Annotated in this window: 24 protein-coding genes; 14 read left to right on the forward strand and 10 right to left on the reverse strand. The window is 71.0% G+C overall.

The features are described from left to right. Positions 1 to 4: 4 nt before the first annotated feature. Complete coding sequence (locus AB3M90_RS14755) at positions 5 to 463, reverse strand: Lrp/AsnC family transcriptional regulator (RefSeq protein ID WP_412953267.1); 459 nt, start codon at positions 461 to 463, stop codon at positions 5 to 7. Positions 464 to 535: 72 nt separating this feature from the next. Here AB3M90_RS14755 and AB3M90_RS14760 point away from each other — a divergent pair, with 72 nt between their 5' ends. After that, entirely contained in the window at positions 536 to 1,987 is a 1,452-nt protein-coding gene (locus AB3M90_RS14760; RefSeq protein WP_412953269.1) for a DUF6421 family protein, read from the forward strand. A 139-nt stretch (positions 1,988 to 2,126) separates the two neighbouring features. Then, on the forward strand, positions 2,127 to 2,765 hold the full coding sequence (locus tag AB3M90_RS14765) for an SDR family NAD(P)-dependent oxidoreductase (RefSeq protein ID WP_412953271.1): 639 nt from the start codon (positions 2,127 to 2,129) through the stop codon (positions 2,763 to 2,765). Between the two features lie 57 nt (positions 2,766 to 2,822). On the opposite strand, the gene AB3M90_RS14770 is transcribed toward AB3M90_RS14765, so the two are convergent. Continuing rightward, the gene (locus AB3M90_RS14770) at positions 2,823 to 3,422 is read right to left on the reverse strand and encodes a GNAT family N-acetyltransferase (protein WP_412953274.1); all 600 of its coding nucleotides are present in this window, start codon (positions 3,420 to 3,422) and stop codon (positions 2,823 to 2,825) included. Continuing rightward, positions 3,419 to 5,008: an MFS transporter gene (locus AB3M90_RS14775; protein ID WP_412953277.1), complete on the reverse strand. Its 1,590-nt coding sequence runs from the start codon at positions 5,006 to 5,008 to the stop codon at positions 3,419 to 3,421. The genes AB3M90_RS14770 and AB3M90_RS14775 overlap by 4 nt, the downstream gene beginning before the upstream one ends. Positions 5,009 to 5,091: 83 nt before the next feature. Here AB3M90_RS14775 and AB3M90_RS14780 point away from each other — a divergent pair, with 83 nt between their 5' ends. Continuing rightward, positions 5,092 to 6,159 carry a threonine aldolase family protein gene (locus tag AB3M90_RS14780; RefSeq protein WP_412953280.1) on the forward strand — a complete coding sequence of 356 codons (1,068 nt, stop codon included), beginning with the start codon at positions 5,092 to 5,094 and terminating at the stop codon, positions 6,157 to 6,159. A gap of 142 nt (positions 6,160 to 6,301) precedes the next feature. Here AB3M90_RS14780 and AB3M90_RS14785 read toward each other — a convergent pair whose 3' ends face one another. Next, positions 6,302 to 6,904, reverse strand: a complete 603-nt coding sequence (locus tag AB3M90_RS14785) for a DUF4916 domain-containing protein (RefSeq protein WP_412953282.1) — start codon at positions 6,902 to 6,904, stop codon at positions 6,302 to 6,304. Positions 6,905 to 6,996: 92 nt separating this feature from the next. Between AB3M90_RS14785 and AB3M90_RS14790 the strand changes: the two genes are divergently transcribed. Beyond that, entirely contained in the window at positions 6,997 to 7,659 is a 663-nt protein-coding gene (locus AB3M90_RS14790; protein ID WP_412953285.1) for an alpha/beta hydrolase, read from the forward strand. Positions 7,660 to 7,983: 324 nt separating this feature from the next. Next, positions 7,984 to 9,582: an ABC-F family ATP-binding cassette domain-containing protein gene (locus AB3M90_RS14795; RefSeq protein WP_412953287.1), complete on the forward strand. Its 1,599-nt coding sequence runs from the start codon at positions 7,984 to 7,986 to the stop codon at positions 9,580 to 9,582. Between the two features lie 4 nt (positions 9,583 to 9,586). Here AB3M90_RS14795 and AB3M90_RS14800 read toward each other — a convergent pair whose 3' ends face one another. Next, on the reverse strand, positions 9,587 to 9,997 hold the full coding sequence (locus AB3M90_RS14800) for a DUF6157 family protein (RefSeq protein ID WP_412953289.1): 411 nt from the start codon (positions 9,995 to 9,997) through the stop codon (positions 9,587 to 9,589). 70 nt (positions 9,998 to 10,067) lie between these two features. On the opposite strand from AB3M90_RS14800, the gene AB3M90_RS14805 reads away from it, so the two are divergent. From AB3M90_RS14805 to AB3M90_RS14830, 6 genes are all read left to right on the forward strand, one after another. Then, positions 10,068 to 14,807 (forward strand): Lhr family ATP-dependent helicase, encoded by a 4,740-nt coding sequence (locus AB3M90_RS14805; RefSeq protein ID WP_412953291.1) that lies wholly within the window; start codon positions 10,068 to 10,070, stop codon positions 14,805 to 14,807. A 58-nt stretch (positions 14,808 to 14,865) separates the two neighbouring features. Then, a complete protein-coding gene (locus tag AB3M90_RS14810; protein WP_412953374.1) occupies positions 14,866 to 15,666 on the forward strand; it encodes an EI24 domain-containing protein in 801 nt (266 codons plus the stop codon). Beyond that, entirely contained in the window at positions 15,666 to 16,439 is a 774-nt protein-coding gene (locus AB3M90_RS14815; protein ID WP_412953293.1) for a DNA-formamidopyrimidine glycosylase family protein, read from the forward strand. Before AB3M90_RS14810 ends, AB3M90_RS14815 begins: the two co-directional genes overlap by 1 nt. A gap of 101 nt (positions 16,440 to 16,540) precedes the next feature. Further along, on the forward strand, positions 16,541 to 16,948 hold the full coding sequence (locus tag AB3M90_RS14820; protein WP_412953295.1) for a DapH/DapD/GlmU-related protein: 408 nt from the start codon (positions 16,541 to 16,543) through the stop codon (positions 16,946 to 16,948). A 30-nt stretch (positions 16,949 to 16,978) separates the two neighbouring features. Then, the gene (locus AB3M90_RS14825; RefSeq protein ID WP_412953298.1) at positions 16,979 to 17,731 is read left to right on the forward strand and encodes a LysR substrate-binding domain-containing protein; all 753 of its coding nucleotides are present in this window, start codon (positions 16,979 to 16,981) and stop codon (positions 17,729 to 17,731) included. A 43-nt stretch (positions 17,732 to 17,774) separates the two neighbouring features. Further along, complete coding sequence (locus AB3M90_RS14830; protein WP_412953301.1) at positions 17,775 to 18,491, forward strand: glutamine amidotransferase-related protein; 717 nt, start codon at positions 17,775 to 17,777, stop codon at positions 18,489 to 18,491. Positions 18,492 to 18,536: 45 nt separating this feature from the next. On the opposite strand, the gene AB3M90_RS14835 is transcribed toward AB3M90_RS14830, so the two are convergent. Beyond that, positions 18,537 to 19,010, reverse strand: coding sequence for a glutaminase (locus AB3M90_RS14835; protein WP_412953303.1), 474 nt, complete (start codon positions 19,008 to 19,010; stop codon positions 18,537 to 18,539). Further along, on the reverse strand, positions 19,007 to 20,221 hold the full coding sequence (locus AB3M90_RS14840; RefSeq protein ID WP_412953305.1) for a cation:proton antiporter: 1,215 nt from the start codon (positions 20,219 to 20,221) through the stop codon (positions 19,007 to 19,009). The genes AB3M90_RS14835 and AB3M90_RS14840 overlap by 4 nt, the downstream gene beginning before the upstream one ends. An 85-nt stretch (positions 20,222 to 20,306) precedes the next feature. On the opposite strand from AB3M90_RS14840, the gene purU reads away from it, so the two are divergent. Further along, positions 20,307 to 21,158, forward strand: coding sequence for a formyltetrahydrofolate deformylase (gene purU / locus AB3M90_RS14845; RefSeq protein WP_412953307.1), 852 nt, complete (start codon positions 20,307 to 20,309; stop codon positions 21,156 to 21,158). Between the two features lie 13 nt (positions 21,159 to 21,171). Here purU and AB3M90_RS14850 read toward each other — a convergent pair whose 3' ends face one another. The 3 genes from AB3M90_RS14850 to AB3M90_RS14860 are packed head-to-tail and all read right to left on the reverse strand — an operon-like array spanning position 21,172 to position 22,913. Beyond that, positions 21,172 to 21,576, reverse strand: a complete 405-nt coding sequence (locus AB3M90_RS14850) for a type II toxin-antitoxin system VapC family toxin (protein ID WP_412953310.1) — start codon at positions 21,574 to 21,576, stop codon at positions 21,172 to 21,174. Then, positions 21,573 to 21,830 carry a type II toxin-antitoxin system Phd/YefM family antitoxin gene (locus AB3M90_RS14855; protein ID WP_412953313.1) on the reverse strand — a complete coding sequence of 86 codons (258 nt, stop codon included), beginning with the start codon at positions 21,828 to 21,830 and terminating at the stop codon, positions 21,573 to 21,575. The genes AB3M90_RS14850 and AB3M90_RS14855 overlap by 4 nt, the downstream gene beginning before the upstream one ends. A gap of 21 nt (positions 21,831 to 21,851) precedes the next feature. After that, entirely contained in the window at positions 21,852 to 22,913 is a 1,062-nt protein-coding gene (locus AB3M90_RS14860) for an NAD(P)H-dependent flavin oxidoreductase (protein ID WP_412953315.1), read from the reverse strand. 57 nt (positions 22,914 to 22,970) lie between these two features. Between AB3M90_RS14860 and AB3M90_RS14865 the strand changes: the two genes are divergently transcribed. Both AB3M90_RS14865 and AB3M90_RS14870 read left to right on the forward strand, forming a co-directional pair. Continuing rightward, positions 22,971 to 23,243 carry a DUF6412 domain-containing protein gene (locus tag AB3M90_RS14865; RefSeq protein WP_412953317.1) on the forward strand — a complete coding sequence of 91 codons (273 nt, stop codon included), beginning with the start codon at positions 22,971 to 22,973 and terminating at the stop codon, positions 23,241 to 23,243. A gap of 92 nt (positions 23,244 to 23,335) precedes the next feature. Then, positions 23,336 to 24,106 carry a YidC/Oxa1 family membrane protein insertase gene (locus tag AB3M90_RS14870; protein ID WP_412953319.1) on the forward strand — a complete coding sequence of 257 codons (771 nt, stop codon included), beginning with the start codon at positions 23,336 to 23,338 and terminating at the stop codon, positions 24,104 to 24,106. Positions 24,107 to 24,124 lie beyond the last annotated feature (18 nt).

Below are 24,124 nucleotides of genomic sequence, written 5' to 3' on the forward strand. Positions count from 1 at the left end.
GGCCTCACTCCCCAGTCGCGACGGGGATGATCGGACGGTGCTCGTAGTACGTCTGCAGCACCACGGTGGTGCGGGTGCTCACGTTCGCCGCGGTGCGGACGTCACGCACCAGCTCCTCCAGGGCCCGCGGAGAGGCCACCCGCACGAACAGGATGTAGCTGGCGTCACCGGCGATGGAGTGGCATGCCTCGATCGCGTCGAGGTGCTCGAGCAGCTCGGGTGCGTTGTCGGGCTGCGCCGGGTCGAGCGGCGTGATCTCGATGAACGCCGACAGAGGAGTGCCGACGAGTTCGGGATCGAGGATCGCCCGATAGCCCGAGATGACTCCCCGCGTCTCGAGACGCCGCAGCCGTGATTGCACCGCCGACACCGACAGGCCGACGGAGTCGGACAGCTGGGCCAGGGTCGCTCGGCCGTCGCGCGCGATCGCCGCGACGATGGCACGGTCGACAGAATCATCCATGCCTGTAAGATTATCGTCAGCGTTCCGGAATGGCCGGAATATTTCCTGAAAACACTGCGATCGGAGGTTCCGATGTCCATGATTTCCGCCCACACCCCCGCTGTGTCGGCCATCGTCGGCGAACCCGAGGTCGTGGAGGACGCCTCCACAGCCGAGACGTCCGCGGCCTGGATGCAGCTGAAGAACGCCGCGATCGAGCTCCGCGACCTCCAGGTCAAGGACGGATCGATCCCCGACGCCTCGGCGGGCTCGGCGACCCACGAGAAGGCTCGCGAGCTCGTGACCGCGATCACGGCCGCCATCCGCGCACTCGCCCCGGCCTTCCCGCACGACGCCGACTACCTGGCGGCATCCGTCGTCGACTTCGAGCGGTGGGCGGCCGAGGGCTTCGGCGTGCCCGACTTCCTCGACTCGCTCGTGGCCTTCCAGCCGCAGGAGCACCGCGTCGACGGCATCCGTCACCTCGTCGTCTTCCCGATGTACACGCAGAACGGCTCGAGCGACCGCCTCGTCGAGGCGCTGATCGTCGAGACGATCTGGCCGGAGTTCATCGCCGCGCTCGAAGCCGGCGACTACGGCAACAAGCTGTTCGTCTCTCTGCGCCTGGTCGACTTCACGCCGGGCTACGACACGAACTCCGCCGTGCTGTTCCCCGAGACCGTCGCGATGCGCGAGATCCCCTCGTTCACGTGGGGAGCGATCTTCCAGGACCGCGAGGCCGCGCGCTACCGTCGCGTCACGCGCGCGGCATCCGAGATCACCAAGCTCGACCTTCCCGAGCGCGCCGCCGCCATGCTCGACGACCAGGCGCTCACCGAGCGCGCGTTCGTGATGTGGGACATCATCCACGATCGCACCCATATGCGCGGCGACCTGCCGTTCGATCCGTTCATGATCAAGCAGCGGATGCCGTTCTTCCTCTACTCGCTGGAGGAGCTGCGGTGCGACCTGACCGCGTTCCGCGAATCGGTCAAGATCGAACGCGCGCTCTCGGCGCGGCTCGCTGAGGGCGAGGAGCTCGCGGCGACCGAGCGCGAGATGCTCGAGCACGCGCCGCTCGTGCAGTACGCGGTGATCTTCGACCGCATCTTCCGCTTCGCCATCACCGGCACCCGCGTGCGCAACTACGACGGCCTCGGCGGGCAGCTGCTGTTCGCCTGGCTGCACCAGCGCGGGGTGCTGCACTGGACCGACACGGCCCTGGCCTTCGACTGGGACGCCGTGCCCGATGCCGTCGTCGCGCTGGGCGATGCGATCGACGAGCTGTACTGGCGATCGATCGATCGGCCGAAGACGGCGCACTGGCTCGCGGCGTACGACCTGGTGCGCTCGGTGCTCACGCCGCATCCCGCCTCGAACTGGGCTCGCGGCCTGTCGGACGAGATCCTCTCCGGCGCCCCCAAGGGCTACACCGATGCGGTGCTGGACGACGAGTTCCCCCTGTCGATGTTCTTCGAGGCGCTCGACAAGAAGATGAAGCCCGTGATCGAGTCGACGGTCGGCATCCGCGGCACCGACGACTGAGGCGGGCGCGTACCTCGGAGAATGGCGCGTTCCTCGGACGAATCCGGCAGGATCGTGCGAGGAACGTGCATTTCTCCGAGATTCGTGCGCGGATGCTGATGCGGTCGCGGATGCGGATGCGGACGGAAGAGAGGCAGACATGAGTGTGACCGAGCGCACCATCCTGCTCGCCGGGGCGACGAGCGCGTCGGGCATCGCGCTGACGGAGGCCCTGGTCGCGCGCGGCGCACGGGTCATCGCGACCGGGCGCTCGCCGGAGCGTCTCACGCCCGTATCGGATGCCGGAGCACAGGCCCTGGTCGCCGACGCGGCCTCGTTCGAGGACATGACGGCCCTGGCCGAGCATCTCGGCGCGGTCGATGGGGTGATCCCGCTGGTGGGCGGATGGCGTGGGGGCGGCGGGCTCGCCGGACAGTCCGACGACGACCTCGACGCGCTGTTGCCCGCCTTCAAGGCGGTGCGGGCGACCAGCCGCGCCTTCGACACGGCACTGCGCGCCTCAGGAGCCGGGCGGTTCGCAATCGTGTCGTCGACGGCGGTCGCGCGCCCCCTCGCGGGGGGCGCCAACTATGCCTCGGTGAAAGCGGCGAGCGAGGCCTGGGCACGAGCGGTCGCACAGGGATACGCGAAAGCGGCTCGCGACGCCGGTGAACCCCTCGAGGCGGCATCCGTCGTCTTCCGGGCGAAAGGACTCGACGTCGCCGCGCTGGTGCCCGCCGTGCTCTCGCTGTGGGAGACGGATGCCGCCGAGCTGAACGACCGCGTCATCGATCTCTGATCCGCACCCGGCGCAGCCGGCGCTGGATGCCAACTCGGAGGCTGGGTCTGCCGGCGATCAGAACTCGCGGCGCATCACCACTCGCCGCGTGGTGGGGTGGGTCACCTCGACGAAGCCCGCGGCGGTGAAGGCGCCGACCGATCCGACGTTCATCTCGCCCCAGGCGACGGCCGAGCCACCGGTGAGCATCGGGTAGCCCTCGACGGCAGTCGCGCCGCGAGAGCGGGCGTGATCGACGGCGGCCGAGACGAGATCGTGCGTCAACCCTCTGCCGCGGAAGCCCGGTCGCACGATCAGGCAGGCGATCGCCCAGACGCCGTCGTCGTCTTTGTCTTCGGCTCGCCCTTTCCACGGTACGGACGAGCCGCGAAGGCGGCCGTACACGCTGCGCCGATCGACAGCGCACCACGCCACGGGATCGGGGCCGAGATACGCGACGAGTCCCACCGTGCCGGGGGCGCGCGGTTCGCCGCAGTTCGTCTCACTGCGCAGCAGGTCGCGTCGCTCCTCGACGGGCATGTGCCACCAGTCGCCGTCTCCGAGCCGCTGCCGTTCGCATTGGCACCGACCGGCGGTCCCGGTGAGGATCGCCTGCAGATCGTCCCAGCGTGCCTCGTTGGCGGGCACGATCCGCAGCTCGGCCGACGAGACGCTCATCGGGGGCTCGCGGCCTCCGATGCGGCGGGGTCGTCTTCCGGTTCGGAGGATCGTGCCGATGGTAGGGAAGGGGAGGACGAACCCACCGCGGTCGCTCGCGCCGCCGCGGTGGGGGGCCCTCCCGTTGGCGCGGACTCACCGGTGGGAACCGACTCACCCGCCGGCACGGCATCCGCTGTCGGCACGGCATCCGCCGCCGATTCCGCTTGCCCTATGGAGTCGACCTGCGCGTCGGAGTCGACCCGTGGGTCGGAGCCGGCCTGCGGGTCGTTGCCCGGTGTCGTGGCGTACAGGTCGGTGAGCTTGCGGTACGAGCGGGTGAAGAAGGCAAGGGTGGCCGCGACCACCATGACCAATCCGGCGAACAGGCAGATGAGCGCGATGCCCCGAGCCTCGCCCTCGCCGAGGAGCCAGCCCCACTGGCGCTGCCCCTCGGCGCTGTCCATGTACGGGATGATGAGCAGGTCGGCGAGCGGCGCGATCAGGAACGCGGTGATCGGGGCCGCCGCCGCCTCCATCGCCGCTGCGACGCCGAAGACCCTCCCCTGGCGCTCGAACGGCACGACCTTCTGGATCACGGTCTGCTCCGCCGCCTCGACGGGCGGGACCAGAGCCATGTACGCCCACATGCCGATCACGTACAGCGGCCACCACTCCCGCAGCATGAACACCGAACCGAGCAGCCCCATCGCGATGACGACCAGCAGCATGGTGCGCATCGGCTTCGCCCCGAGTCCGAACTTCGCCACGAGGGCTCCGCCGATCAGGAAGCCCGTCGAGGAGAAGGCGAGCGCGAAGCCCCACATCTGCGCGTCGAACAGGGTGAGGCCGTAGGGGTCCATCAGCGCCATGTAGACGCCGCCGATGAGGTTGTTGAACGTCGAGAAGACGATCAGCGCGAACAGGCCCGGTGCGAGCCGGATCGCCCGCACGCTGCCACGGAAGTCGACGGCCCCCGCCCCGTTGGGGTCGGCCACCGGATTCTCCTCGGGGATGCGGATGAAGAGCAGGTGCGCGAAGGTCACGGCCATCGCCGCGATCGCGATCGCCAGCGTCCATCCCATGCCGAGGAAGCCGATCGAGAGGCCGGAGAAGACGCTCGTGACGAGGAAGGCGATGCCCTGCACGGTGCCGACGAGGCCGTTGGCGTTGGCGCGCTTCTCCTCGGGGACGAGCAGCGTCACGGTGGTCGACAGCGCGATGTTGCGCAGCTGCTCGATCACCCCGCCGAAGAGGATGATGCCGGAGAACAGCCAGAACCACGGACCGCCCAGATCGAGCAGCGCCGCCTCGGGCTGCCAGATGTAGAGCAGGCCGGCGATGAGGAATGCGCCGGCCGAGATGACGCTCGAGATCACCATCACGGTGTGCTTGCGGTGGCGGTCGACGATGGTGCCGAACATCATCGCGAAGAACGCGACGAAGAGCATGTACGCGCCGCCGATGATGCCGGTCGCCAGAACGGACTGCGTCTCGATGTACACCCAGAAGGTGAGCGCGAACCACAGGAAGCTCGTCGTCACGTTCGCGATGAGCGTGTTGACGAGCACGTTGCCGAAGGCGGTGTTCGCAGCGGTGCGTTCCATGGCTTCGAGGGTAGGGCGAGCCTCCGACATCCGGTACCCCCTCCGAGGCGCCGGGCGTCGGCGTCGGGACATAGGCTTGACCGGTGAGCCTTACGCATGACCCCGCGGTGCGGGGATTCGCCAGTGACAACTACTCCGGCATCCATCCCGAGGTCCTCGCCGCGATCACCGACGCCAACGGGGGGCACCAGGTGGCGTACGGCGAGGACGCCTACACGCAGCGGCTGCAGGAGGTCTTCGAGCGGCACTTCGGCGAGGGCGTGCAGGCGTTCCCGGTGTTCAACGGGACCGGCGCGAACGTCACCGGGCTGCAGTCGATGCTGCCCCGATGGGGCGCGGTGATCGCGGCATCGACCGCGCACATCAACGTCGACGAGGGCGGCGCACCCGAGAAGATCGGCGGCTTCAAGCTGCTGACGGTGCCGACCGACGACGGCAAGCTCACGCCGGAGCTCATCGACCGCGAGGCCTGGGGCTGGGGCGACGAGCACCGCGCGCAGCCGCTGGTCGTCTCGATCACCCAGTCGACCGAGCTCGGCACGCTCTACACGGCCGAGGAGATCCGCGCGATCGCCGATCACGCGCACGAGCGGGGGATGAAGCTGCACCTCGACGGCGCCCGCCTCTCGAACGCCGCCGCGGCACTCGACCTGCCCTTGCGTGCCTTCACCCGCGACGCGGGCGTCGACGTGCTCAGCTTCGGCGGCACGAAGAACGGCGCGATGCTGGGCGAGGCCGTGGTCGTGCTCAACGCCGCGGCATCCGACGGCCTCGTGTACTCCCGCAAGTTCAACATGCAGCTCTCCTCGAAGATGCGCTTCGTGTCGGCGCAGCTGATCGCGCTGCTCGAGGGCGACCTGTGGCTGCGCAACGCCCGGCACGCCAACGCCATGGCCGCCCGGCTGCGCGCGGCCGTCGAGGCGGGCATCGCCGACGGCGGCATCCGCGGCGTCTCGTTCACGCAGCCCACGCAGTCGAACGGCGTCTTCGCCACGCTTCCCGACGGCGTCGCCGACCGCCTGCGCGAGTCGTTCCGCTTCTACGACTGGGACGCGGCCCGCAACGAGGTGCGCTGGATGTGCAGCTTCGACACCGAGGAGGGCGACGTCGACGCCTTCGTCGCCGAGCTCGCCCGGCTGACGCACACCTGACCCGTTCTCCTTCTTCTTCCGCCGAGACCCCGCTCTATCGCCGAGACCCCCGCCTGCTGACGTCAGCAGGCGGGGGTTTCGGCGCGAACCGGGGGTCTCGGCGGGGAGGCGGGGGCGCGGGGGCGGCGCGGCGCGGCGCGCGTCAGCGCAGCAGGCCGAGGTGCGCCAACGCCAGGCGGATGAGCGTTCCGCGGCCGCCCTCCATCTCGGCGGCGACCGCGTCGGACGCCGCTGCCTCCGGCGAGAACCAGGTCACCTCGAGTGCGTCCTGACGGGGCTCGCAAGTGCCGGTGACGGGCACCACGAAGGCCAGCGACACGGCATGCTGCCGGTCGTCGTGAAAGGCGCTGACACCGGGGATCGGGAAGTACTCGGCGACCGTGAAGGGCAGCGGCTGCGGCGGCAGCAGCGGAAACGCCATGGGCCCCAGATCGTTCTCGACGTGGCGGAACAGAGCGTCGCGGATGGTCTCGCCGAAGCGCACCCGCCCCGAGACGATCGTGCGCGTGATCTCGCCCATGGGCGTGGATCGCAGCAGGATGCCGACCTCGGTCACCTGCCCCGAACCGTCCGTGCGCACCGGGACCGCCTCGACGTACAGCATCGGCAGCCGGCGGCGCGCCTCCTCCAGCTCGAACTCGCTCAGCCAGCCCGGGTTCGCATCGGGCGCCGGGGGCTGCGCGTCGCCGAATCCGCCCATGCCGTCGTCGGGTTCGGGATCGGGATCAGGTGTGCGCACCGCCATGTGTCCTTTCTACCAGCCGCCCTGACGACCGCGCAGGGACGACCGGAATGCCGACCCGTGACGACGTCGGACGCCGCTGGCAGGATGGAGGGGTGAGCGAGGAACTGATGCTCGACGGCGCGCTCACGCGCTGGTCGACGACCGAACGGACGGGGATGCCGCTGCTCGTGCTGCTGCACGGCTACGGCGCCGACGAACACGACCTCTTCGGCCTGGCGCCGTACCTGCCCGAGGGCATCGCCGTGGCATCCGTCGCCGCCCCGTTGGTGCCGCCGTGGCCCACGCCCGGCCGCTCCTGGTACCCGATCGAGGGCCTCGACGCGCGCAGCTCGACCGCTGTGACCGCGGCAGCGAAGGCTTTCCTGAGCTGGCTCGGGTCGGAACGGGAGGATGCCGCATCCGTCGCCCTCCTGGGCTTCTCGCAGGGTGCGGCGGTGGCCCTGCAGGCTCTCCGCCTCGCGCCGGAGAGTGTCGACGCCGTGGTCGCGCTGAGCGGCTACGCCACACCCGGCGATCTGCCGCGCGACGGCGAGCTCGCCGAGCTCGGCCCGCCCGTGTTCTGGGGGCGGGGGACGCACGACGACGTCATCCCGCCGGCCCTCGTGGCGCACACGGCCGAGTGGCTGCCCGCGCACGCCGAGCTGTCCGGCCGCGTGTACACGGGCCTCACGCACAGCATCTCGGAGGAGGAGCTCGGCGACGTGCGGACGTTCCTCGACAAGTGGCTCGAACGGGTCGCGAAGACCGAGGGCTAGCGCGGTACGGACGGCGCGGCGATCCGGCATCGCTCGCTCGGCGGACGTGCGCGGCGATCGCGACCCGCCCGGGGTTGCGCACGCGCGACACGCCCGAGTATCGTCATGGAGTCCTGTCCGCCGTGTCTGGAAGTCCTTTGATCTGAATCGTCGCCTCCGCGCTCTCTCATCCGCGCGCTGACCCGACGATCGCCGACTCCACGGCCGACCACCGCCCTCTGTCTCTGTGAGGACCGCCGCTCCTCGCGGCTCCGCTCCCGGGGCGTCCGCTCCTCGAGCAGGGCGATCGGTGTCAGTGCACCCCGCACTCGACAGGAGACCCCCATGACCACCCCCACCCTCCACGCATCCGTCACGCTCGACCGCGTGACCTTCACCTGGCCCGACGGCTCGACGGCGCTCGACTCCGTCTCCGGCTCGTTCGGCACCGGCCGCACCGGCCTCGTCGGTCGCAACGGCGCGGGCAAGTCCACGCTGCTGAGGCTGATGTCCGGTGAGCTCGAGCCCACGTCCGGCACCGTCGCGACGACGGGCGAGGTCGCCTACCTCCCGCAGCAGCTGACGCTCGAGGTCGATCGACGTGTCGCGGAGCTGCTCGGCGTCGCCGATGCCCTCGACGCCGTGCGCGCGATCAGCGCGGGAGACGTCGATCCCGCTCACTTCGACGCGGTCGGCGACGACTGGGACATCGAAGCGCGCGCTCACGTGGCTCTCGCCGACGCCGGACTCGCGCCGGAGTTCCTCGACCGACGCGTCGGGGAGCTGTCGGGCGGCGAGGCCGTGCTGGTGGCGATCGCCGGCATCCGCCTCCGTCGGGCGCCGATCACACTCCTCGACGAGCCGACCAACAACCTCGACCGCGACGCGAGGGCGAAGCTCGCCGCGATGGTGCGCGCCTGGAAGGGCACGCTCATCGTCGTGAGCCACGACCTCTCGCTGCTCGAGCTCATGGACGACACCGCCGAGCTGTACGCCCAGGCGCTCAACGTGTTCGGCGGCCCGTACTCCGCGTGGCGTGCCTGGCTGGATGCGGAGCAGGATGCGGCGAGGCAGGCCGAGGCGACGGCGAAGCAGGAGTTCCGCAAGGAGAAGCGCCAGCGGATCGAGGCGGAGGTCAAGCTCGCCCATCGCGCGCGCACCGCCAAGAAGGCCGAGATCGAGAAGCGCGTGCCGAAGATCATCGCGCACGGGCGTCGGATGGCCGCCGAGGTGTCGGCCGGTCGGCTGCGCACCGAGGTCGGCGCCAAGGAGGACGCCGCGCGGGCATCGCTCGACGAGGCGGGACGCCGCATCCGCTCAGATGCGTCGATGAAGATCGAGCTGCCGGATCCGCAGGTCTCACGCATACGCCGGATCGCCGAGATCGGCGACGGCGAGCGCTCGTGGGTCGTGCAGGGCCCGGAGCGGGTCGCGCTGATCGGTCGCAACGGGGCCGGGAAGACGTCCCTGCTCGAGGATCTCGTGCACCACCGGGTGCGCGGACCGCTCACCGCGCTGCCGCTGACCGATCGCGTCGGTTATCTGCCTCAGCGGGTCGACGGGCTCGACGAGACTCGGTCGGTGTTCGAGAACATCGCGGCTGCCGCGCCGCACGTTCCGGAGAAAGAGCTGCGCAACCGACTGGCCCGCTTCCTGATCCGCGGCGCGACGGCCGACCGGCCGGTGTCAGCGCTCTCCGGCGGCGAACGGTTTCGGGTCGCCCTGGCGAAGCTGCTGCTCGCCGACCCCGCGCCGAACCTCGTCCTGCTCGACGAGCCGACGAACAACCTCGACCTCGACACGGTCGATCAGCTCGTCGAAGCTCTGCGGGCCTACCGCGGCGCCGTTCTGGTGGTGAGCCATGACGACGCGTTCCTCGCCCGACTCGACCTCGATCTCACTCTCGAGATCGATGCCGACGGCGGCCTGCGGGAGGCGGGATGAGGGCTCAGGCGCGCCGGCTCCGCATCGCCTTCGTGTGGGCGACCGCGGGGTCGGCGGCGCGCATCGCATAGTCGTCGGACTCGCGCGCGACGAGCGCCACCCGGCCGTCGGCGTCATGGTCGATGCCCCATCCGTAGCGCTTGCCGAGCGGTGACGAGCGCAGGCACGGCTGCCCCTTCGCGAAGAACGCCTCGCGTGCCGCGGCATCATCGGGGTCGAAGCCCTGACGCAGCGCGTGCGTCTCGAAGACCACGTCGTCGGAGGTGCGTCCGTACGGGTTCTCGGCGATCAGCCGATAGTGCAGAGCCGCGATGGTCGGCTTCTCCCCTGTCGGCGGCTCCTCGGCGTGCTCGGCCGGGCAGTCCTCTGCGACCTCGATGAACGTGCTGCGGTAGTTCGTGGTGTGCGTCGCCATGCCTACAGCATGCTCCGGGGGTCGGACAATCCGGAAGCCGATGTCGGTGGTGTCGACGAAGATGGGGGGGATGGGTGACGTGCTCGACCGCTTCACTCCCGCGACGCAGGACTGGTTCCGGGGGGCGTTCCCCGCGCCCACCGCCGCCCAGGCCGGAGCGTGGGAGGCGATCTCGGCGGGCAGGCACGCTCTCGTGGTGGCGCCGACAGGGTCGGGCAAGACGCTGTCGGCATTCCTCTGGGCGATCGACAGCGTGTTCCGCGAGCGCATCGAGAAGGCGGATGCCGCCCCCGCGAAAGACCCGTCGCGCACGCGCATCCTCTATATCTCGCCACTGAAGGCCCTCGGTGTCGATGTCGAGCGCAACCTCCGGTCGCCGCTGATCGGCATCGGCCAGTCCGCCCGCCGCCTGAACATGCCCGCGCCGGCCGTGACGGTGGGAGTCCGTTCCGGCGACACGACGTCGAGCGACCGCCGCAAGCTCGTCGCCGAGCCTCCCGACATCCTCATCACGACGCCCGAGTCGCTGTACCTGATGTTGACGAGCCGCGCCGGCGAGACCCTGCGCGACGTGCACACGGTGATCATCGACGAGGTGCATGCCGTCGCAGCCACGAAACGCGGCGCGCACCTCGCCGTCAGCCTCGAACGGCTCGACGCGCTGCGCCGATCGCACGGCCATGACGAACCGGCGCAGCGCATCGGCCTCTCGGCGACCGTGCGTCCGATCGACGAGGTGGCGCGCTTCCTCGGGGGCGCGGCCCCGGTCGAGATCGTCGCACCGCCCGCGTCGAAGACGTTCGAGCTCGGCGTGGTCGTACCCATCGACGACATGACGAACCCGCCGCCTCCGCCGGGAGCGCCGGTCGAGGTCGACGAGGAGGCGGCCGAGTACACCGAGGTGACGGGATCGGTGTGGCCGCACGTCGAAGAGGCGATCGTCGACCGCATCCTGCAGAACAACTCGACGATCGTCTTCTCGAACTCTCGCCGGCTGGCCGAGCGACTGACCGGCCGGCTCAACGAGATCTACGCCGAGCGCATCGGCGTCCTTCGACAGGCTCAGGAACCCATCACGAAGCTGCCGGCGGCGATGATGGCCCAGGCCGGCGCGACAGCGGGCGCCGAGCCCGTGCTCGCGAAGGCGCATCACGGCTCGGTGTCGAAAGAGCAGCGCGCCCAGGTCGAGGAGGAGCTGAAGTCCGGCGTCCTGCGCTGCGTGGTCGCCACGAGCAGCCTCGAGCTCGGCATCGACATGGGCGCCGTCGACCTCGTGATCCAGGTCGAGGCCCCGCCCTCCGCGGCATCCGGCCTCCAGCGCGTCGGTCGCGCCGGGCATCAGGTCGGCGAGATCAGCCGCGCCGCGCTCTTTCCGAAGCACCGCGGTGATGTGCTGCACACCGCGATCGTGACCGAGCGGATGCTGGCGGGAAGGATCGAGGCGATCCAGGTGCCGCGCAATCCCCTCGACATCCTGGCGCAGCAGACGGTCGCCGCGAGCGCCCTGGGGGCCATCGGGGTCGAGGAATGGTTCGAGACGGTGCGGCGCTCGGCGCCGTTCCAGTCCCTGCCCCGTTCGGCCTTCGAAGCGACGCTCGACCTGCTCGCCGGCCGGTTCCCCTCCGACGAGTTCGCCGAGCTCCGGCCGCGGCTCGTGTGGGATCGCGACGCCGGCACCCTCACAGGACGACCGGGCGCGCAGCGCATCGCCGTCACGAGCGGAGGCACGATCCCCGACCGCGGCCTGTTCGGCGTGTTCGTCGCCGGGGAGGGCGCCGGTCGGCGGGTGGGCGAGCTCGACGAGGAGATGGTCTACGAATCCCGCGTGGGCGACGTGTTCACCCTCGGCACCACGAGCTGGCGGATCGCCGAGATCACCCACGATCGCGTCAACGTCATCCCGGCGTTCGGGCAGCCCGGCAAGGTGCCGTTCTGGCACGGCGACGGCATCGGACGCCCCTTCGAGCTCGGCGAGGCACTCGGACGCTTCTCTCGCGAGGTCGCCGCGGCGACCCCCGACAAGGCGGAGCAGAGGTTGATCGACGCCGGCCTCGACGAGCAGGCGCGTGCCAACCTGATCGCGCACCTCACCGAGCAGCGCGAGGCGACGGGCACCCTCCCGACCGACCGCACGCTCACGGTGGAACGCGGCCACGACGAGGTGGGCGATTGGCGCGTCATCCTGCATTCCCCGTACGGCATGAAGGTGCACGCACCCTGGGCGCTCGCGATCAACGCCCGCATGAGGGAGCGTCTCGGCGTCGAGGGTTCGGCCGTGGCGAGCGACGACGGCATCATCGTGCGGGTCCCCGATGCCGAGTCCGAGCCTCCCGGAGCCGAGCTGTTCGTGTTCGACCCCGACGAGCTCGAGCACCTGGTGACTCAGGAGGTGGGCGGTTCCGCGCTGTTCGCGTCGCGGTTCCGGGAATGCGCCGCCCGCGCCCTGTTGATGCCGCGCACCAACCCCAACCGACGCAGCCCGCTGTGGCAGCAGCGGCAGCGATCGGCGCAGCTGCTCGAGGTCGCCAGGCGTCATCCGACCTTCCCGGTGATCCTCGAGACGCTGCGCGAGGTGCTGCAGGACGTGTACGACCTGCCGTCGCTGCGGCAGCTGGCCACCTCTATCGCCGATCGGCGCATCCGGCTGGTCGAGACCCAGCCCGGCCAACCCTCGCCCTACGCCCGCGACCTGCTGTTCGGCTATGTCGGCGCGTTCATGTACGAGGGCGACTCCCCGCTCGCCGAGCGCCGTGCCGCCGCCCTCTCGGTCGACCCGGCGCTGCTGGGCGAGCTGCTCGGAACGGTGGAGCTGCGGGAGCTGCTCGATCCCGCCGTCATCGCCCAGTTCGAACGTGAGGCACAGCGGCTCGATCCCGAGCGTCGGGCCCGCGGCCTCGAAGGTGTCGCCGACCTCCTGCGTCTTCTCGGTCCGCTCGACGCCGAAGAGGTGGCTGCGCGCCTGCAGCCGGAATCGCCCGACACCGCCCCCGCCGACACCGCCTCCGCCGACGCCGCCCCCGCCGACGCCGCCCCACCGACGAAGCACGCCCCGTCCACCGACGCCACACCGGCTGAGCCCGCGTCGGCCGACGTGACGCTGGCCGCCGCGCTGCTCGACCAGCTCGTCGCTGCCCGACGCGCCATTCCTGTCACCATCGCGGGTGTCGGCCGCATCGCCGCGATCGAAGACGCAGGACGCCTTCGTGACGCACTCGGCGCCGCACTTCCCGTCGGCATCCCCGTCGCGTTCCTCGAGCCGATGGCCGATCCCCTCGGCGATCTCGTCGCGCGCCATGCGCGCACGCACGGACCGTTCACGACGGATGCCGTCGCGTCGCGGTTCGGCATCGGCACCGCTGTCGCCCGCCACACGCTGCAGCGGCTCGAGACCGCGGGGCGACTCACGAGCGGATACTTCCTGCCCGACCCGTCCGCCGCCTCGGCGACGCGCGAGAACGTCGAGTGGTGCGACTCGGAGGTGTTGCGGCGACTGCGGATGCGGTCGTTGGCGGCGATCCGCGGATCGGTCGAGCCCGTGTCGCCCGAGGCCTATGCGCGATTCCTGCCCGACTGGCAGCACGTCGGTCGCCCGGTGGAGGGCGTCGACGGAGTCCTCTCCGTGATCGAGCAGTTCGCCGGTGTGCCGGTGCCGGCCAGCGCCTGGGAATCGCTGGTGCTCCCCTCACGGGTGCGCGACTACACGCCCGGCCTGCTCGACGAGCTCACGACGGCGGGCGAGGTGATCTGGTCGGGGCACGGCACGCTTCCGGGACGCGACGGCTGGGTGTCGCTGCATCCCGCAGATCTGGCGCCCTTCACCCTGCCGCAGCCCGATGCCGAGATCGCCGACGACTCGCTGGAGGCGCGTGTGCTGGCGGCGCTGGGCGCCGGCGGCGCCTACTTCGCGGCGCAGCTGAAGGAGATGACCCATGCCGAGAACGAGCAGTCCGTGTGGGAGGCGCTCTGGTCGCTCACCTGGGCGGGGCACGTGACCAACGACACCTTCGCGCCCATCCGCTCACTGCTCGCCGGCGGATCGCAGGCGCACAAGGTGAAGCGCCGCGCTCCGCGCGCCCGCGCCTATCGGGGCGTATCGCTGACGCGCACCGCCCCGCGCCCCACCTCGATCGGCGGACGGTGGTCGCTGCTTCCCGCCCTCGACGCGTCGACGGGTTCCGAGGCGCAGGATGCCGCTCGCCGCGCGACCGTGACCGCCGGGCTGCTTCTCGACCGATACGGCGTCGTCACCCGCGGAGCCGTGCAGGCCGAAGGGGTTCCCGGCGGATTCGCGCAGGCCTATCGGGTTCTCGCCGGTTTCGAGGAGGCCGGGCATTGCCGCCGCGGCTACGTGATCGAGCGGCTCGGGGCAGCGCAGTTCGCGGCTTCCAACACCGTCGACCGACTGCGCACCTACGCAGCGCTCGCCGATCCGCCGCCGCGCACGGCGGTCACCCTCGCGGCCACCGACCCCGCGAACCCCTACGGCGCCGCCCTCCCCTGGCCGAAACGCGACGACGTGTCGCACCGCCCGGGCCGCAAGGCCGGCGGACTCGTCGTGCTGGTCGACGGAGCCCTCGTGCTCTACCTCGAACGCGGAGGACGCACCGTGCTGTCTTTCAGCGACGACGGCGACGTGCTGCGTGCGGCGGCCGGCGACCTCGCCGCGACCGCCCGCGCGCGCCGGCTCGACACCCTCACGGTCGAGAAGATCGACGGCGAGGGCGTCTACGGAACCGAGCTGGCCGGTGCGCTGCAGGAGTCCGGCTTCGTCGCCACACCCCGCGGCTACACCCTGAGGAAGGCCGTGTGAGCCACGCCGAGCCCCCGGGTCGATCCCGACGCGACCCGAACCTACGCTGGGAGCCGTGATGCGAGAGTTCGTCGCCGGCATCGGCACGCTGTTCCGCGGCTTCGGCCTGTGGAAGCGCCGTCCGGGGCTCATGGCGCTGGGACTGATCCCGGCGGTGATCGCCCTCCTCCTGCTCGCCGCCCTCCTGATCCCGCTCGTCATCGCGATGCCGTCGATCGCCTCCTGGGCTACCCCGTTCGCCGAGGGGTGGGCGGAGCCGTGGCGGGGCCTGCTGCGCGTCGCGGTCGGGATCGTCGTGGTGATCGCGGCCGTCGCGCTGGCCAGCGCCGTGTTCACCGCACTGACGCTCACGATCGGCGACCCGTTCTACCAGCGCATCTGGCACGCTGTCGAGCGCGACCTCGGGCACGAGCCGCCGGCCGACGGCGGCAGCTTCTGGACGACGGTCGCCGAGGCTCTTCGCCTCGTCGTCCTCGGCGTTCTGATCGCGCTCGTCGTGCTCCTGATCGGCCTCGTCCCCGTGATCGGCGGAGTCCTCAGCGGCATCTTCGGCGTCGTGCTGACGGGTCGCGTGCTCGCACGCGAACTCACGGGCCGAGCGTTCGACGCCCGCGACCTCTCCCCCGCGGATCGCGCGGTGCTCTTCCGAGGCAGCCGGGCGCGCGTGCTCGGGTTCGGCGTGGCGACGCAGCTCTGCTTCCTCGTCCCGGGCGGTGCGATCGCGGTGATGCCCGCAGCGGTCGCAGGCAGCACGATGCTGGCCCGCGACATGCTGGCCCGCGACAGTCGGGCCGGCACCGGATATGCCGCCGGCCCGCCGGCTCCCCCCGCCGGTTCCGTCGTCCCGGGAGACGCCTGATGCCCGAGGGCGACACCGTCTTCCGCACAGCACGTCGTCTCGACGAGGCGCTCGCGGGTGCCGAGGTCACGCGATTCGACCTCCGTGTTCCCCGGTTCGCCACGCTCGACCTCACCGGTCAGCGGGTGCACGCCGTGGTGCCCCGGGGGAAGCACCTCCTCATGCGCATCGGCGAGCACACCCTCCATTCCCACCTGAAGATGGACGGCGCGTGGTTCACCTACCGTCCGGGCGAGAAGTGGCGGCATCCCGCCTTCAAGGTGCGCGCGATCGTCGGCACGGCGTCGCGCGAGGCCGTGGGCGTCGACATCGCCGAGATCGAGGTGGTCGCCACCCGTGACGAGCACGAACTCGTCGGCCATCTGGGACCCGACCCGCTCGCGGCCGACTGGGACGCGGCGGAGGCGATCCGCCGCCTGAGTCGCGACGACCGCAGCATCCACGTCGCCCTGCTCGATCAGCGCAATGTCGCCGGCTTCGGCAACGTGTACGCCGCGGAGCTGCTGTTCCTGCGCGGCATCCTTCCGACGACGCCGACGCCCGAGGTCGACCTCGCCCCTCTTCTCGATATGGGCGTGCGCTCGATCCGCGCCAACCGCGACCGACGCAACCGCATCTTCACGGGCGTCGATCGGCCGGGTCAGGGCACCTGGGTGTACGGGCGCGATCGCAAGCCGTGCCGCCGCTGCGGAGCCCTCATCCGCAGCGGCGAGCTGGGCGCCGACCCGACGCGCGAGCGCATCACGTTCTGGTGCCCGGTCTGCCAGCGCTGATCGACGTTCCGCCCGTCGAACGACATCCATCCGAGGGAATGAATCAACCCCCTTCCCGGTTGTTCCTATATCCGGGGATACTCCGGAACACGGGAGGAATCGTGGGCAAAAACTACGTCGACATCGAGAACGACCAGGGCGCGACACTGCGATATCGCAAGCACGCCAACGGCCGGGGTCTCGTCGCGCACGGCGCGAAGGTGCACCCCAAGGCGCACATCGAGGCCGGTGCGTACATCGAACCGGGGGCGCGTATCGGCGCCGGGGCGATCGTCGCGCGCGGCGCGTGGGTCGAGCCGGATGCCGTGATCGGCGAGGGCGCCCACATCGACGCGCACGCGCACATCGGCCAGGGCGCCGCGGTCGGCGACAACGCGCACGTGGGTGTCCGCACCGACATCGGTGCAGGCGCACGCATCGTCCGCGGTGCGCGGATCGGCGACGACGAGACCGTCGCCGCCGGGCTCACCGTGGCCACCGATCCGAAGGGATTGTGGCTGGCGGCCTGAGTGCCGGCCCCGCCGAGTAGCCTGGACGCCATGGCGAACCAGGGACGACGACCGGGCCGCGCAGCGGGCAGACCGACGCCCGTGCGGCGCAACAAGGCCGCCCCGGCCGAACGCTTTCCCCCGCCGAAGCCGCCGCGGAAGACGGCGAAGGGAGCGGAGAAGGTCGTCTTCGACGCCCCCGCACCCGAACCGGAGGCACCCCGCGCATTCCGCCTCGGGGCCGTCGCCGGCGCGACCCCCGGAAAGTGGATCGATGCGTGGAAGCAGCGGATGCCGCACGTGCCGCTGGAGCTCGTCCCGATCGACGCGACCACCCAGCGCGCGGCGATCGACGACGTCGACGCGGCCCTCGTGCGCCTTCCGCTCGCCGACCCGTCGCTGCACGTCATCCGCCTGTACGACGAGGTCGCCGTCGTCGTCGCGTCGACCGACTCGCACCTCATGGCGGCCGACGAGCTGACCGTCGACGACCTCCGGGGCGAGGTCGTGATCAGCCTGTCCGACGACGTGTGGGGTCCGCTCGACCTGCCCGGCACCACGCCGGCGCGGTTCGCGCCGCTGTCGGCCGATCAGGCGATCGCGACGGCGGCGACCGGCACGGGCATCGTGATCGTGCCGATGTCGCTCGCCCGCCTGCATCACCGCAAAGACGTCGGCCATCGCCGTCTGGCCGACGGCCCGGTCTCCACCGTGGCACTGGCCTGGCCGCGCGAGCGCACCACCGGCGACGTCGAGACGTTCGTCGGCATCGTCCGCGGTCGCACCGCGAACTCGTCGCGGTGACCGAGCGGCCGGGCCACCGGGGCCTGCTCGTTAGAATCTCCTGATGGCCTCGCTTCTGTACGTCTGCGTGCGGCCCGAGACCGGGGCGGCGGATGCCGAGCACGCCTCGTTCCGCCGCGCGCTCGGCGTCGACGTCGTCGATCGGCTGGACCTGCTCCACGAGACACTCGATCCGGCACGCCTGAGCGGCTATCGCGGCGTCGTCGTCGGAGGATCGCCGTTCAACGTGAGCGACGCGGTGAAGTCGCCGGTGCAGCGCCGGGTCGAGGCCGACCTCGAGACGATGGCGCGCGCCGCGATCGCACAGGAGATCGCGATCTTCTTCACCTGCTTCAGCATCGGCGTCGTCACCCGCCTGCTGGGCGGTCGGGTCGTCACCGACAGACCCGAGTCGGCCAGCGCCACGGTCATCCGCACCACGACCGACGGTGCCGACGATCCGGTGTTCGGCCCCAGCGGTCGTGCGCTCACCGTCTTCACCGCCCACAAGGAGAGCGCAGCCGACACGCCGCCGGGCGCGGTGCTCCTGGCCACGAACGACGCCTGCCCCGTGCAGGCGTACCGCGTGGGGACGCACCTCTACGCGGCGCAGTTCCACCCCGAGCCCACACCGCGGGACTTCGCCGACCGGATGACCTTCTACCGCACGACCGGGTACTTCGACCCCGACGAGTTCGACCGGGTACAGGGGCAGGTGCTGGCGGCATCCGTCACCGAGGGCGCCGCGCTGCTGCGCCGCTTCGCCGAGACCTTCGCCTGAGACGACGCCCCGAGAAGACCGAGATCAGCGATCAGCGATCAGCGCTCAGGCCGGGTTCGAACCGCCGCGGAGCAGCTCCACGCGTTCCCGCAGGTATGCCTCCAACGGCATGAGACCGCCCGCCGAGCTCCACCGCACGCACGGGATGCCGTCGGCCATCGACAGCGGACCCGATGCTCCTCCGCGGTCGACCGCGTCGACATCGATCACACTCCACCCCACGTGCACCACATCCCCTTCGGAGAATCCGCCGCGCAGCGCCTCCGCGCGACGCTCCGCGCGCGCCCGCGCCGACTCGGCGGTGTATCCGCGACGACCCGGGTCGGCCGCACGCAGCACCTCGGCGGTGGCCAGCACCTGCGTGTCGGTCAGCAGAAGGACGCCGAGGTGCCAGGCCGCACCGACGCGAACGATGCGGCGCCCGCGCCAGCGCGAGTCGCGCTGCTCGCCCAGCCCCTCCCTCGGCGCCCCCGCGAGATCGGCGGCGGCTCGGGTGAGCAGCGCGCTCGCGGTCGTCACAGTTCTCCCTGGGTGAGCTCGTCGGCTGTGGGTGGTCCGGTGAGGAGCGCGTGATCGCCCCGGAGCGTCATGCCGGCCAGGGGGAACAGCAGCACCGACAGCATCCCGGCGCCGACCAGCGCCGCAGCCGTGCCCGAATCGATCATGTGCTCGTCGACGCCGATGGCCGCGACCGCGACGATGATCGGCAGTCCGGTCGCGGCGAGGAAGCCGAGCGCGGCGCGATCGCGCACCGTGGCCCGCCTCGGCGCCGACAGCTGCGCGGCCGCTCCGCGGATGACGAGCATCGCGACGAGGAACACGGGCACGAGGGCGAGGGCGGCGGGCGAGCTCACCAGTGCCTGCAGGTCGAGCGTCACGCCCGTGTAGATGAAGAACATCGGGACGAGGAAGCCGAAGGCGATGGCTTCGATCTTGCTGTCGATCGCCTCGGCGTCGTCTCGCGGTGCCCGGGCCATGATGATCCGCCAGATCGCCCCCGCCACGAAGGCGCCGAGCAGCATGTCGAGGTCGAGCACCACACTCAGTCCGACCAGGGCGGCGATCAGCAGCACGACGAAGCGGACGCCGAACTGCTCCGAGGTGTGCAGGGTCAGGCGCACCAGGCCGTGCAGGCGCTCGGGCGGCAGCCGACGTGCGAGCAGCACCGCCAGGGCGGCCAGCACCACGAACGCGACCAGCACCGCGGCCGCGATCGGCGTCGACCGCGTGCTGAGGAAGATCGAGATGGCGATGAGGGGGAGGAACTCGCCGACGGCGCCGATCAGGCTGATGGCTGCGCCGAACGGCGAGTCGAGCTCGCGGGCATCCCGCAGGATCGGCATGAGCGTGCCCAGCGCCGTCGAGCTGAGCGCGATGCCGATCACCACCATGCCCTCCCCCGGTGCGAAGAAGAAACCCAGACCGATGCCGGCGGCGACACTGAGAAGCCACCCGAGCGACGCGCGCGCCAGCGGAGTGCCCGACACCGCGCGAACGTCGATCTCGGAACCGGCGACGAAGAACAGCGCGGCCAGTCCGAAATCGCTGAGCTTGTCGAGGAGGGCACCGGGTTCGACCCAGCCCAGCACGGCAGGACCGACGAGGATGCCGAGCACGAGCTCGAACACGATGATCGGCACCCGGACGACGCGCCGGACCCCGCGCGCGAGAAGCGGCGCCGCGACCGCCAGCAGCGGGATCACCACCAGGGCAAGGTCGCTCGCTTCCACCGTCTCACAGTAGCGAGTCGGCGCGCGCGATTCGCCCGCCCGCGGCATCCACGGCAGAATCGTGGGACACCCTCGAGGAGCCCCCATGTCTCAACCCGATACCGCCCGCCTCCTGATCGCCTGCGACGACCAGCCCGGCATCGTCGCGGCGGTCGCCGGCGTCCTCGCGCAGCACGGCGCGAACATCATCTCCCTCGACCAGCACTCGACCGACTCCGAGGGTGGACGCTTCTTCCAGCGCACGGTCATCCACCTCGAAGGTCTCGCCGCCGCTCGCCCCGCGCTCGAAGCCGACATCGCGGTGGTCGCCGAGCGCTTCGGGATGGAGTGGTCGCTGCACGACGTCGCCCGGCGCAAGAGGGTCGCGATCTTCGTGTCGAAGTACGACCACTGCCTGATGGAGCTGCTCTGGCGCACGCAACGCGGTCAGCTCGACATCGACATCACGATGGTCGTGTCGAACCATCCCGACCTCGCCGAATCGGTCCGATCGTTCGGAGTGCCGTTCGTGCACATCCCGTCGGGCGACAAGAAGCTCATGGAGGAGCGTCAGCTCGAGCTGCTGCGCGGCAACGTCGATCTCGTCGTGCTCGCCCGCTACATGCAGATCCTCACCGACGACTTCATCGAGCGGCTCGAGGCTCCGGTCATCAACATCCACCACTCGTTCCTTCCCGCGTTCATCGGGGCGAACCCCTACGCCCGGGCGAAGGACCGCGGGGTCAAGCTGATCGGCGCGACCGCGCACTACGCCACGGCAGACCTCGACGAAGGCCCGATCATCGAGCAGGACGTCACTCGGGTGACGCATTCCGAGTCGGCCGCGCAGCTGCAGAGTCGCGGAGCCGACGTCGAGCGCCTCGTGCTCGCCCGCGCCGTGCAGTGGCACGCCGAGGACCGCGTCATCGTGCACGGCAAGTCGACGGTCATCCTCTAGCGGTCACGCGCTGTCACGAAGACGCGGCGGCGCGGTCGATCACATCGATCGCGAGGCCTCGCGACGCCGCGAGCAGTCTCCGGTCGTTCGTCCAGAGCTCGGTACATCCCGCTATCTGCGCCGCAGCGAGGTGCAGTGCGTCCGGGGTCTTGATGCCGAAGTCCGCCCGGAGCTCCGCCGCGCGGACGAAGACCGCCGCGTCGAGCGCGATGCTCTCGAGATGATCGAAGAGCGCCACGTACCGATCGCGCACTTCGAGGTTCCGTTCTCGAATCGGCAGGACGAGGCACTCCTGCAGCGCGAGCGGGCTCGACGCCACCGTCTCCTCGGTGCCTCGGAGCAGGCGACGAACGGCATCGCCGCGAGGCCCCGCGTCTTCGAGCGCGTAGATCAGGATGCAGGAGTCGAGGTAGATCACTCCCAGGAATCCCGGCTCTCGGCGATCTGCGCGTCGATCTCGCGGGACAGGCGCGAGAGCCGAGGCGGGAGGGGCACGGTGTCGATCCACTCCACGAGCAGTCGTCCGCTCTGAACGATGTCGAGGGGACCGACCGGCACGATCCGAGCCACGGGAGTGCCGCGTCGGGTGATGACGACATCTTCACCGCTCTCCGATTCCGCGATCAGCCGCGACAGGTTGTTCCTGGCGTCCAGAACGTTATGGGTCGACATATGTGCATTCTAGCCAGATACCTAGCCAGCTTCGCCTCCTTTCTCCTCCGGCACGCCCGCGAGCAGTTCCGCGAAGGCATCGGAAGCCGTGCGCGCCTGCACGAGCGGCGCCGCCTGACCCATCCACAGGCTCTGGAGTTCGCCGACGCCCTGCTCGGCGGCGACCGTGCGGAAGCGGCCGGTGAGCCAGTTCTGCATCGGGAAGGGGGCGATCGTTCCCCCCGCCTCGATCGCGCGCACGGCGCGGTTGCGTGCACCGCGGGCGAGGCGCCCGCTCATCGCCCGGGTGAGGACCGTCTCGTCGGCCGCCGTGGCGCGGATCGACGCGCGATGGGTGTCGGTCGCCGCCGACTCCGCGGTGGCGAGGAATGCCGTTCCGACCTGCACCCCCGAGGCGCCGAGTGCGAACGCGGCCGCCACGCCGCGCCGATCGGCGACGCCTCCGGCCGCGATGACGGGGATGTCGACGGCGTCGACCACCTGCGGCACGAGGGCGAACGTGCCGACCAGCGAGTCCTCGGCTCGGCGCAGGAACGACACGCGGTGGCCTGCCGCCTCCATGCCGGTGGCGATGACGGCATCGACCTCGGCGTCGGCGAGCGCGATCGCTTCGGCCACCGTCGTGGCGGTGCCGACCACGCGGATGCCGCGGCGCCGGGCCTCGTCGACGAGCTCTGCCGACGGCACGCCGAACACGACGCTGAGCACGGCGGGCGCCACCTCCCAGATCGCCTCGAGCTGCTCGTCGAGCGGCGGCAGGTAGCGCTCGGGGGCCGGCGGGACCTCGACGCCGACGGCCTCGTAGAAGGGCTGCAGAGCCTGGGCGTGCGCCGCGTGCAGCGGGCCGGGTGCGGCCTCGTCACCGGTGGGCAGCCAGAGGTTCAGGCCGAAGGGCCGTGGGGTGGCGGCGCGCAGGGCGGCGCCGACGCTGCGGATGCGGTCGCCGTCGTAGCCGTAGAGGCCGTAGGCGCCGAGCCCTCCCGCCTCGCTCACGGCGGCGGTCAACTCGACGGACGACAGCCCGCCGAAAGGGCCGAGGAGGATCGGATGCTCGATGCCCAGCATCCGTCGAAGGTCGCTCATGCGTCGAACGTTACTCCTCAGCCCGGTGCTACCCTCGCTGCAGGAGGAGAGGTGCGCATGGGCGGGTGGTTCGGACCGATGCTGACCCTCGTCGCGGCCACGATCGGCCTGGTGTCGGTGCCGGATGCCGCGACCCTCGGTCTCGCGATCGCCCTCCTCGCCGTGACCGCCCTCACGCTCGCCGTCGTGCTGAGCGTGCGGCCGATCCCTGGGGCCGACAGGCCGCACCCGCAGCGCGCGATCGACATCGGCACGCTGCTCGGCCAGAGCGATCCGGATGCCGCGGGCCACCCGCGTCCCAGGGCGCCGGGAGTCGCGACCGCCGCGTAGTCCGTCCGACGGTGCAGCCCTGTGCTGGCCCGTCCGCACGCGACGCCGCGGTCTTCGTCGACCCTTCCCGCCGCCCACGAACGGACGCTTTCATGGACCCCTTCGCCCTGCCACCCCTCGCCGCCCTCCTCGACGCCGCCCACGGCGCGCTCGTCGGGCTCTCGACACTCGTCGACCCCCTCGCCGGAGCATCCGCCGCCGCTCTGGCCGTCGCACTCGTCACACTGCTCGTCCGAGCGCTGCTCATCCCGGTCGGCGTCTCGCAGGCGCGGGCCGAGCAGACCCGCTCCCGGTTGGCCCCACAACTGCGCGAGCTGCAGCGACGCTACAAGAAGGACACCGAACGGCTCCAGAAGGAGACCCTCGCGCTGTATCGGGCCGAGAAAGCCTCGCCGTTCGCCGGCCTGCTGCCCGTGCTGGCGCAGGCGCCCGTCATCGGCATCCTCTACACGCTGTTCCTCCGCACCGAGATCGCCGGGCATCCGAACGAGCTGCTCGCCCACGACCTGTTCGGGGCGCCGCTGGGCACCAGCCTCGTATCGGCGGTCTTCGGCGGCACGGCCAGCCCCGAGACCGGGATCGTCTTCGGCGCGCTGCTGGCCGTGATCGTCGCCGCGGCCTACATCACCCGGCGCGTGCTGCGTCCTCCGTTCGAGAAGGGAGGAGACTCGCCGATGACCTCCCCGGCCATGCTGCGGGTCGCGTCGGCGATGCACTACGCGACCGCGGTGTTCGCGGTGTTCGTCCCTCTCGCCGCCGCGATCTACCTCGCCGTGACGGTGGTCTGGACGCTCGTGCAGCGCGTCGTCCTGCGGCGTCGCTTCCCGCTGTCGACGCCGTCGGGCTCGGGCCGAGCCGCCTGATGTCTGCGGCGGAGCGCC

It is taken from the genome of Microbacterium martis (genome assembly GCF_047246685.1).
Lineage (GTDB): Bacteria > Actinomycetota > Actinomycetes > Actinomycetales > Microbacteriaceae > Microbacterium.

What these genes read in the sequence shown, in the direction of transcription:
- AB3M90_RS14755 (WP_412953267.1), bottom strand. Translation starts at nt 463, where the DNA reads ATGGATGATTCTGTCGACCGTGCCATCGTCGCGGCGATCGCGCGCGAC.
- AB3M90_RS14760 (WP_412953269.1), top strand. Translation starts at nt 536, where the DNA reads ATGTCCATGATTTCCGCCCACACCCCCGCTGTGTCGGCCATCGTCGGC.
- AB3M90_RS14765 (WP_412953271.1), top strand. Translation starts at nt 2,127, where the DNA reads ATGAGTGTGACCGAGCGCACCATCCTGCTCGCCGGGGCGACGAGCGCG.
- AB3M90_RS14770 (WP_412953274.1), bottom strand. Translation starts at nt 3,422, where the DNA reads ATGAGCGTCTCGTCGGCCGAGCTGCGGATCGTGCCCGCCAACGAGGCA.
- AB3M90_RS14775 (WP_412953277.1), bottom strand. Translation starts at nt 5,008, where the DNA reads ATGGAACGCACCGCTGCGAACACCGCCTTCGGCAACGTGCTCGTCAAC.
- AB3M90_RS14785 (WP_412953282.1), bottom strand. Translation starts at nt 6,904, where the DNA reads ATGGCGGTGCGCACACCTGATCCCGATCCCGAACCCGACGACGGCATG.
- AB3M90_RS14795 (WP_412953287.1), top strand. Translation starts at nt 7,984, where the DNA reads ATGACCACCCCCACCCTCCACGCATCCGTCACGCTCGACCGCGTGACC.
- AB3M90_RS14800 (WP_412953289.1), bottom strand. Translation starts at nt 9,997, where the DNA reads ATGGCGACGCACACCACGAACTACCGCAGCACGTTCATCGAGGTCGCA.
- AB3M90_RS14805 (WP_412953291.1), top strand. Translation starts at nt 10,068, where the DNA reads ATGGGTGACGTGCTCGACCGCTTCACTCCCGCGACGCAGGACTGGTTC.
- AB3M90_RS14810 (WP_412953374.1), top strand. Translation starts at nt 14,866, where the DNA reads ATGCGAGAGTTCGTCGCCGGCATCGGCACGCTGTTCCGCGGCTTCGGC.
- AB3M90_RS14815 (WP_412953293.1), top strand. Translation starts at nt 15,666, where the DNA reads ATGCCCGAGGGCGACACCGTCTTCCGCACAGCACGTCGTCTCGACGAG.
- AB3M90_RS14825 (WP_412953298.1), top strand. Translation starts at nt 16,979, where the DNA reads ATGGCGAACCAGGGACGACGACCGGGCCGCGCAGCGGGCAGACCGACG.
- AB3M90_RS14830 (WP_412953301.1), top strand. Translation starts at nt 17,775, where the DNA reads ATGGCCTCGCTTCTGTACGTCTGCGTGCGGCCCGAGACCGGGGCGGCG.
- purU (WP_412953307.1), top strand. Translation starts at nt 20,307, where the DNA reads ATGTCTCAACCCGATACCGCCCGCCTCCTGATCGCCTGCGACGACCAG.
- AB3M90_RS14855 (WP_412953313.1), bottom strand. Translation starts at nt 21,830, where the DNA reads ATGTCGACCCATAACGTTCTGGACGCCAGGAACAACCTGTCGCGGCTG.
- AB3M90_RS14860 (WP_412953315.1), bottom strand. Translation starts at nt 22,913, where the DNA reads ATGAGCGACCTTCGACGGATGCTGGGCATCGAGCATCCGATCCTCCTC.
- AB3M90_RS14865 (WP_412953317.1), top strand. Translation starts at nt 22,971, where the DNA reads ATGGGCGGGTGGTTCGGACCGATGCTGACCCTCGTCGCGGCCACGATC.
- AB3M90_RS14870 (WP_412953319.1), top strand. Translation starts at nt 23,336, where the DNA reads ATGGACCCCTTCGCCCTGCCACCCCTCGCCGCCCTCCTCGACGCCGCC.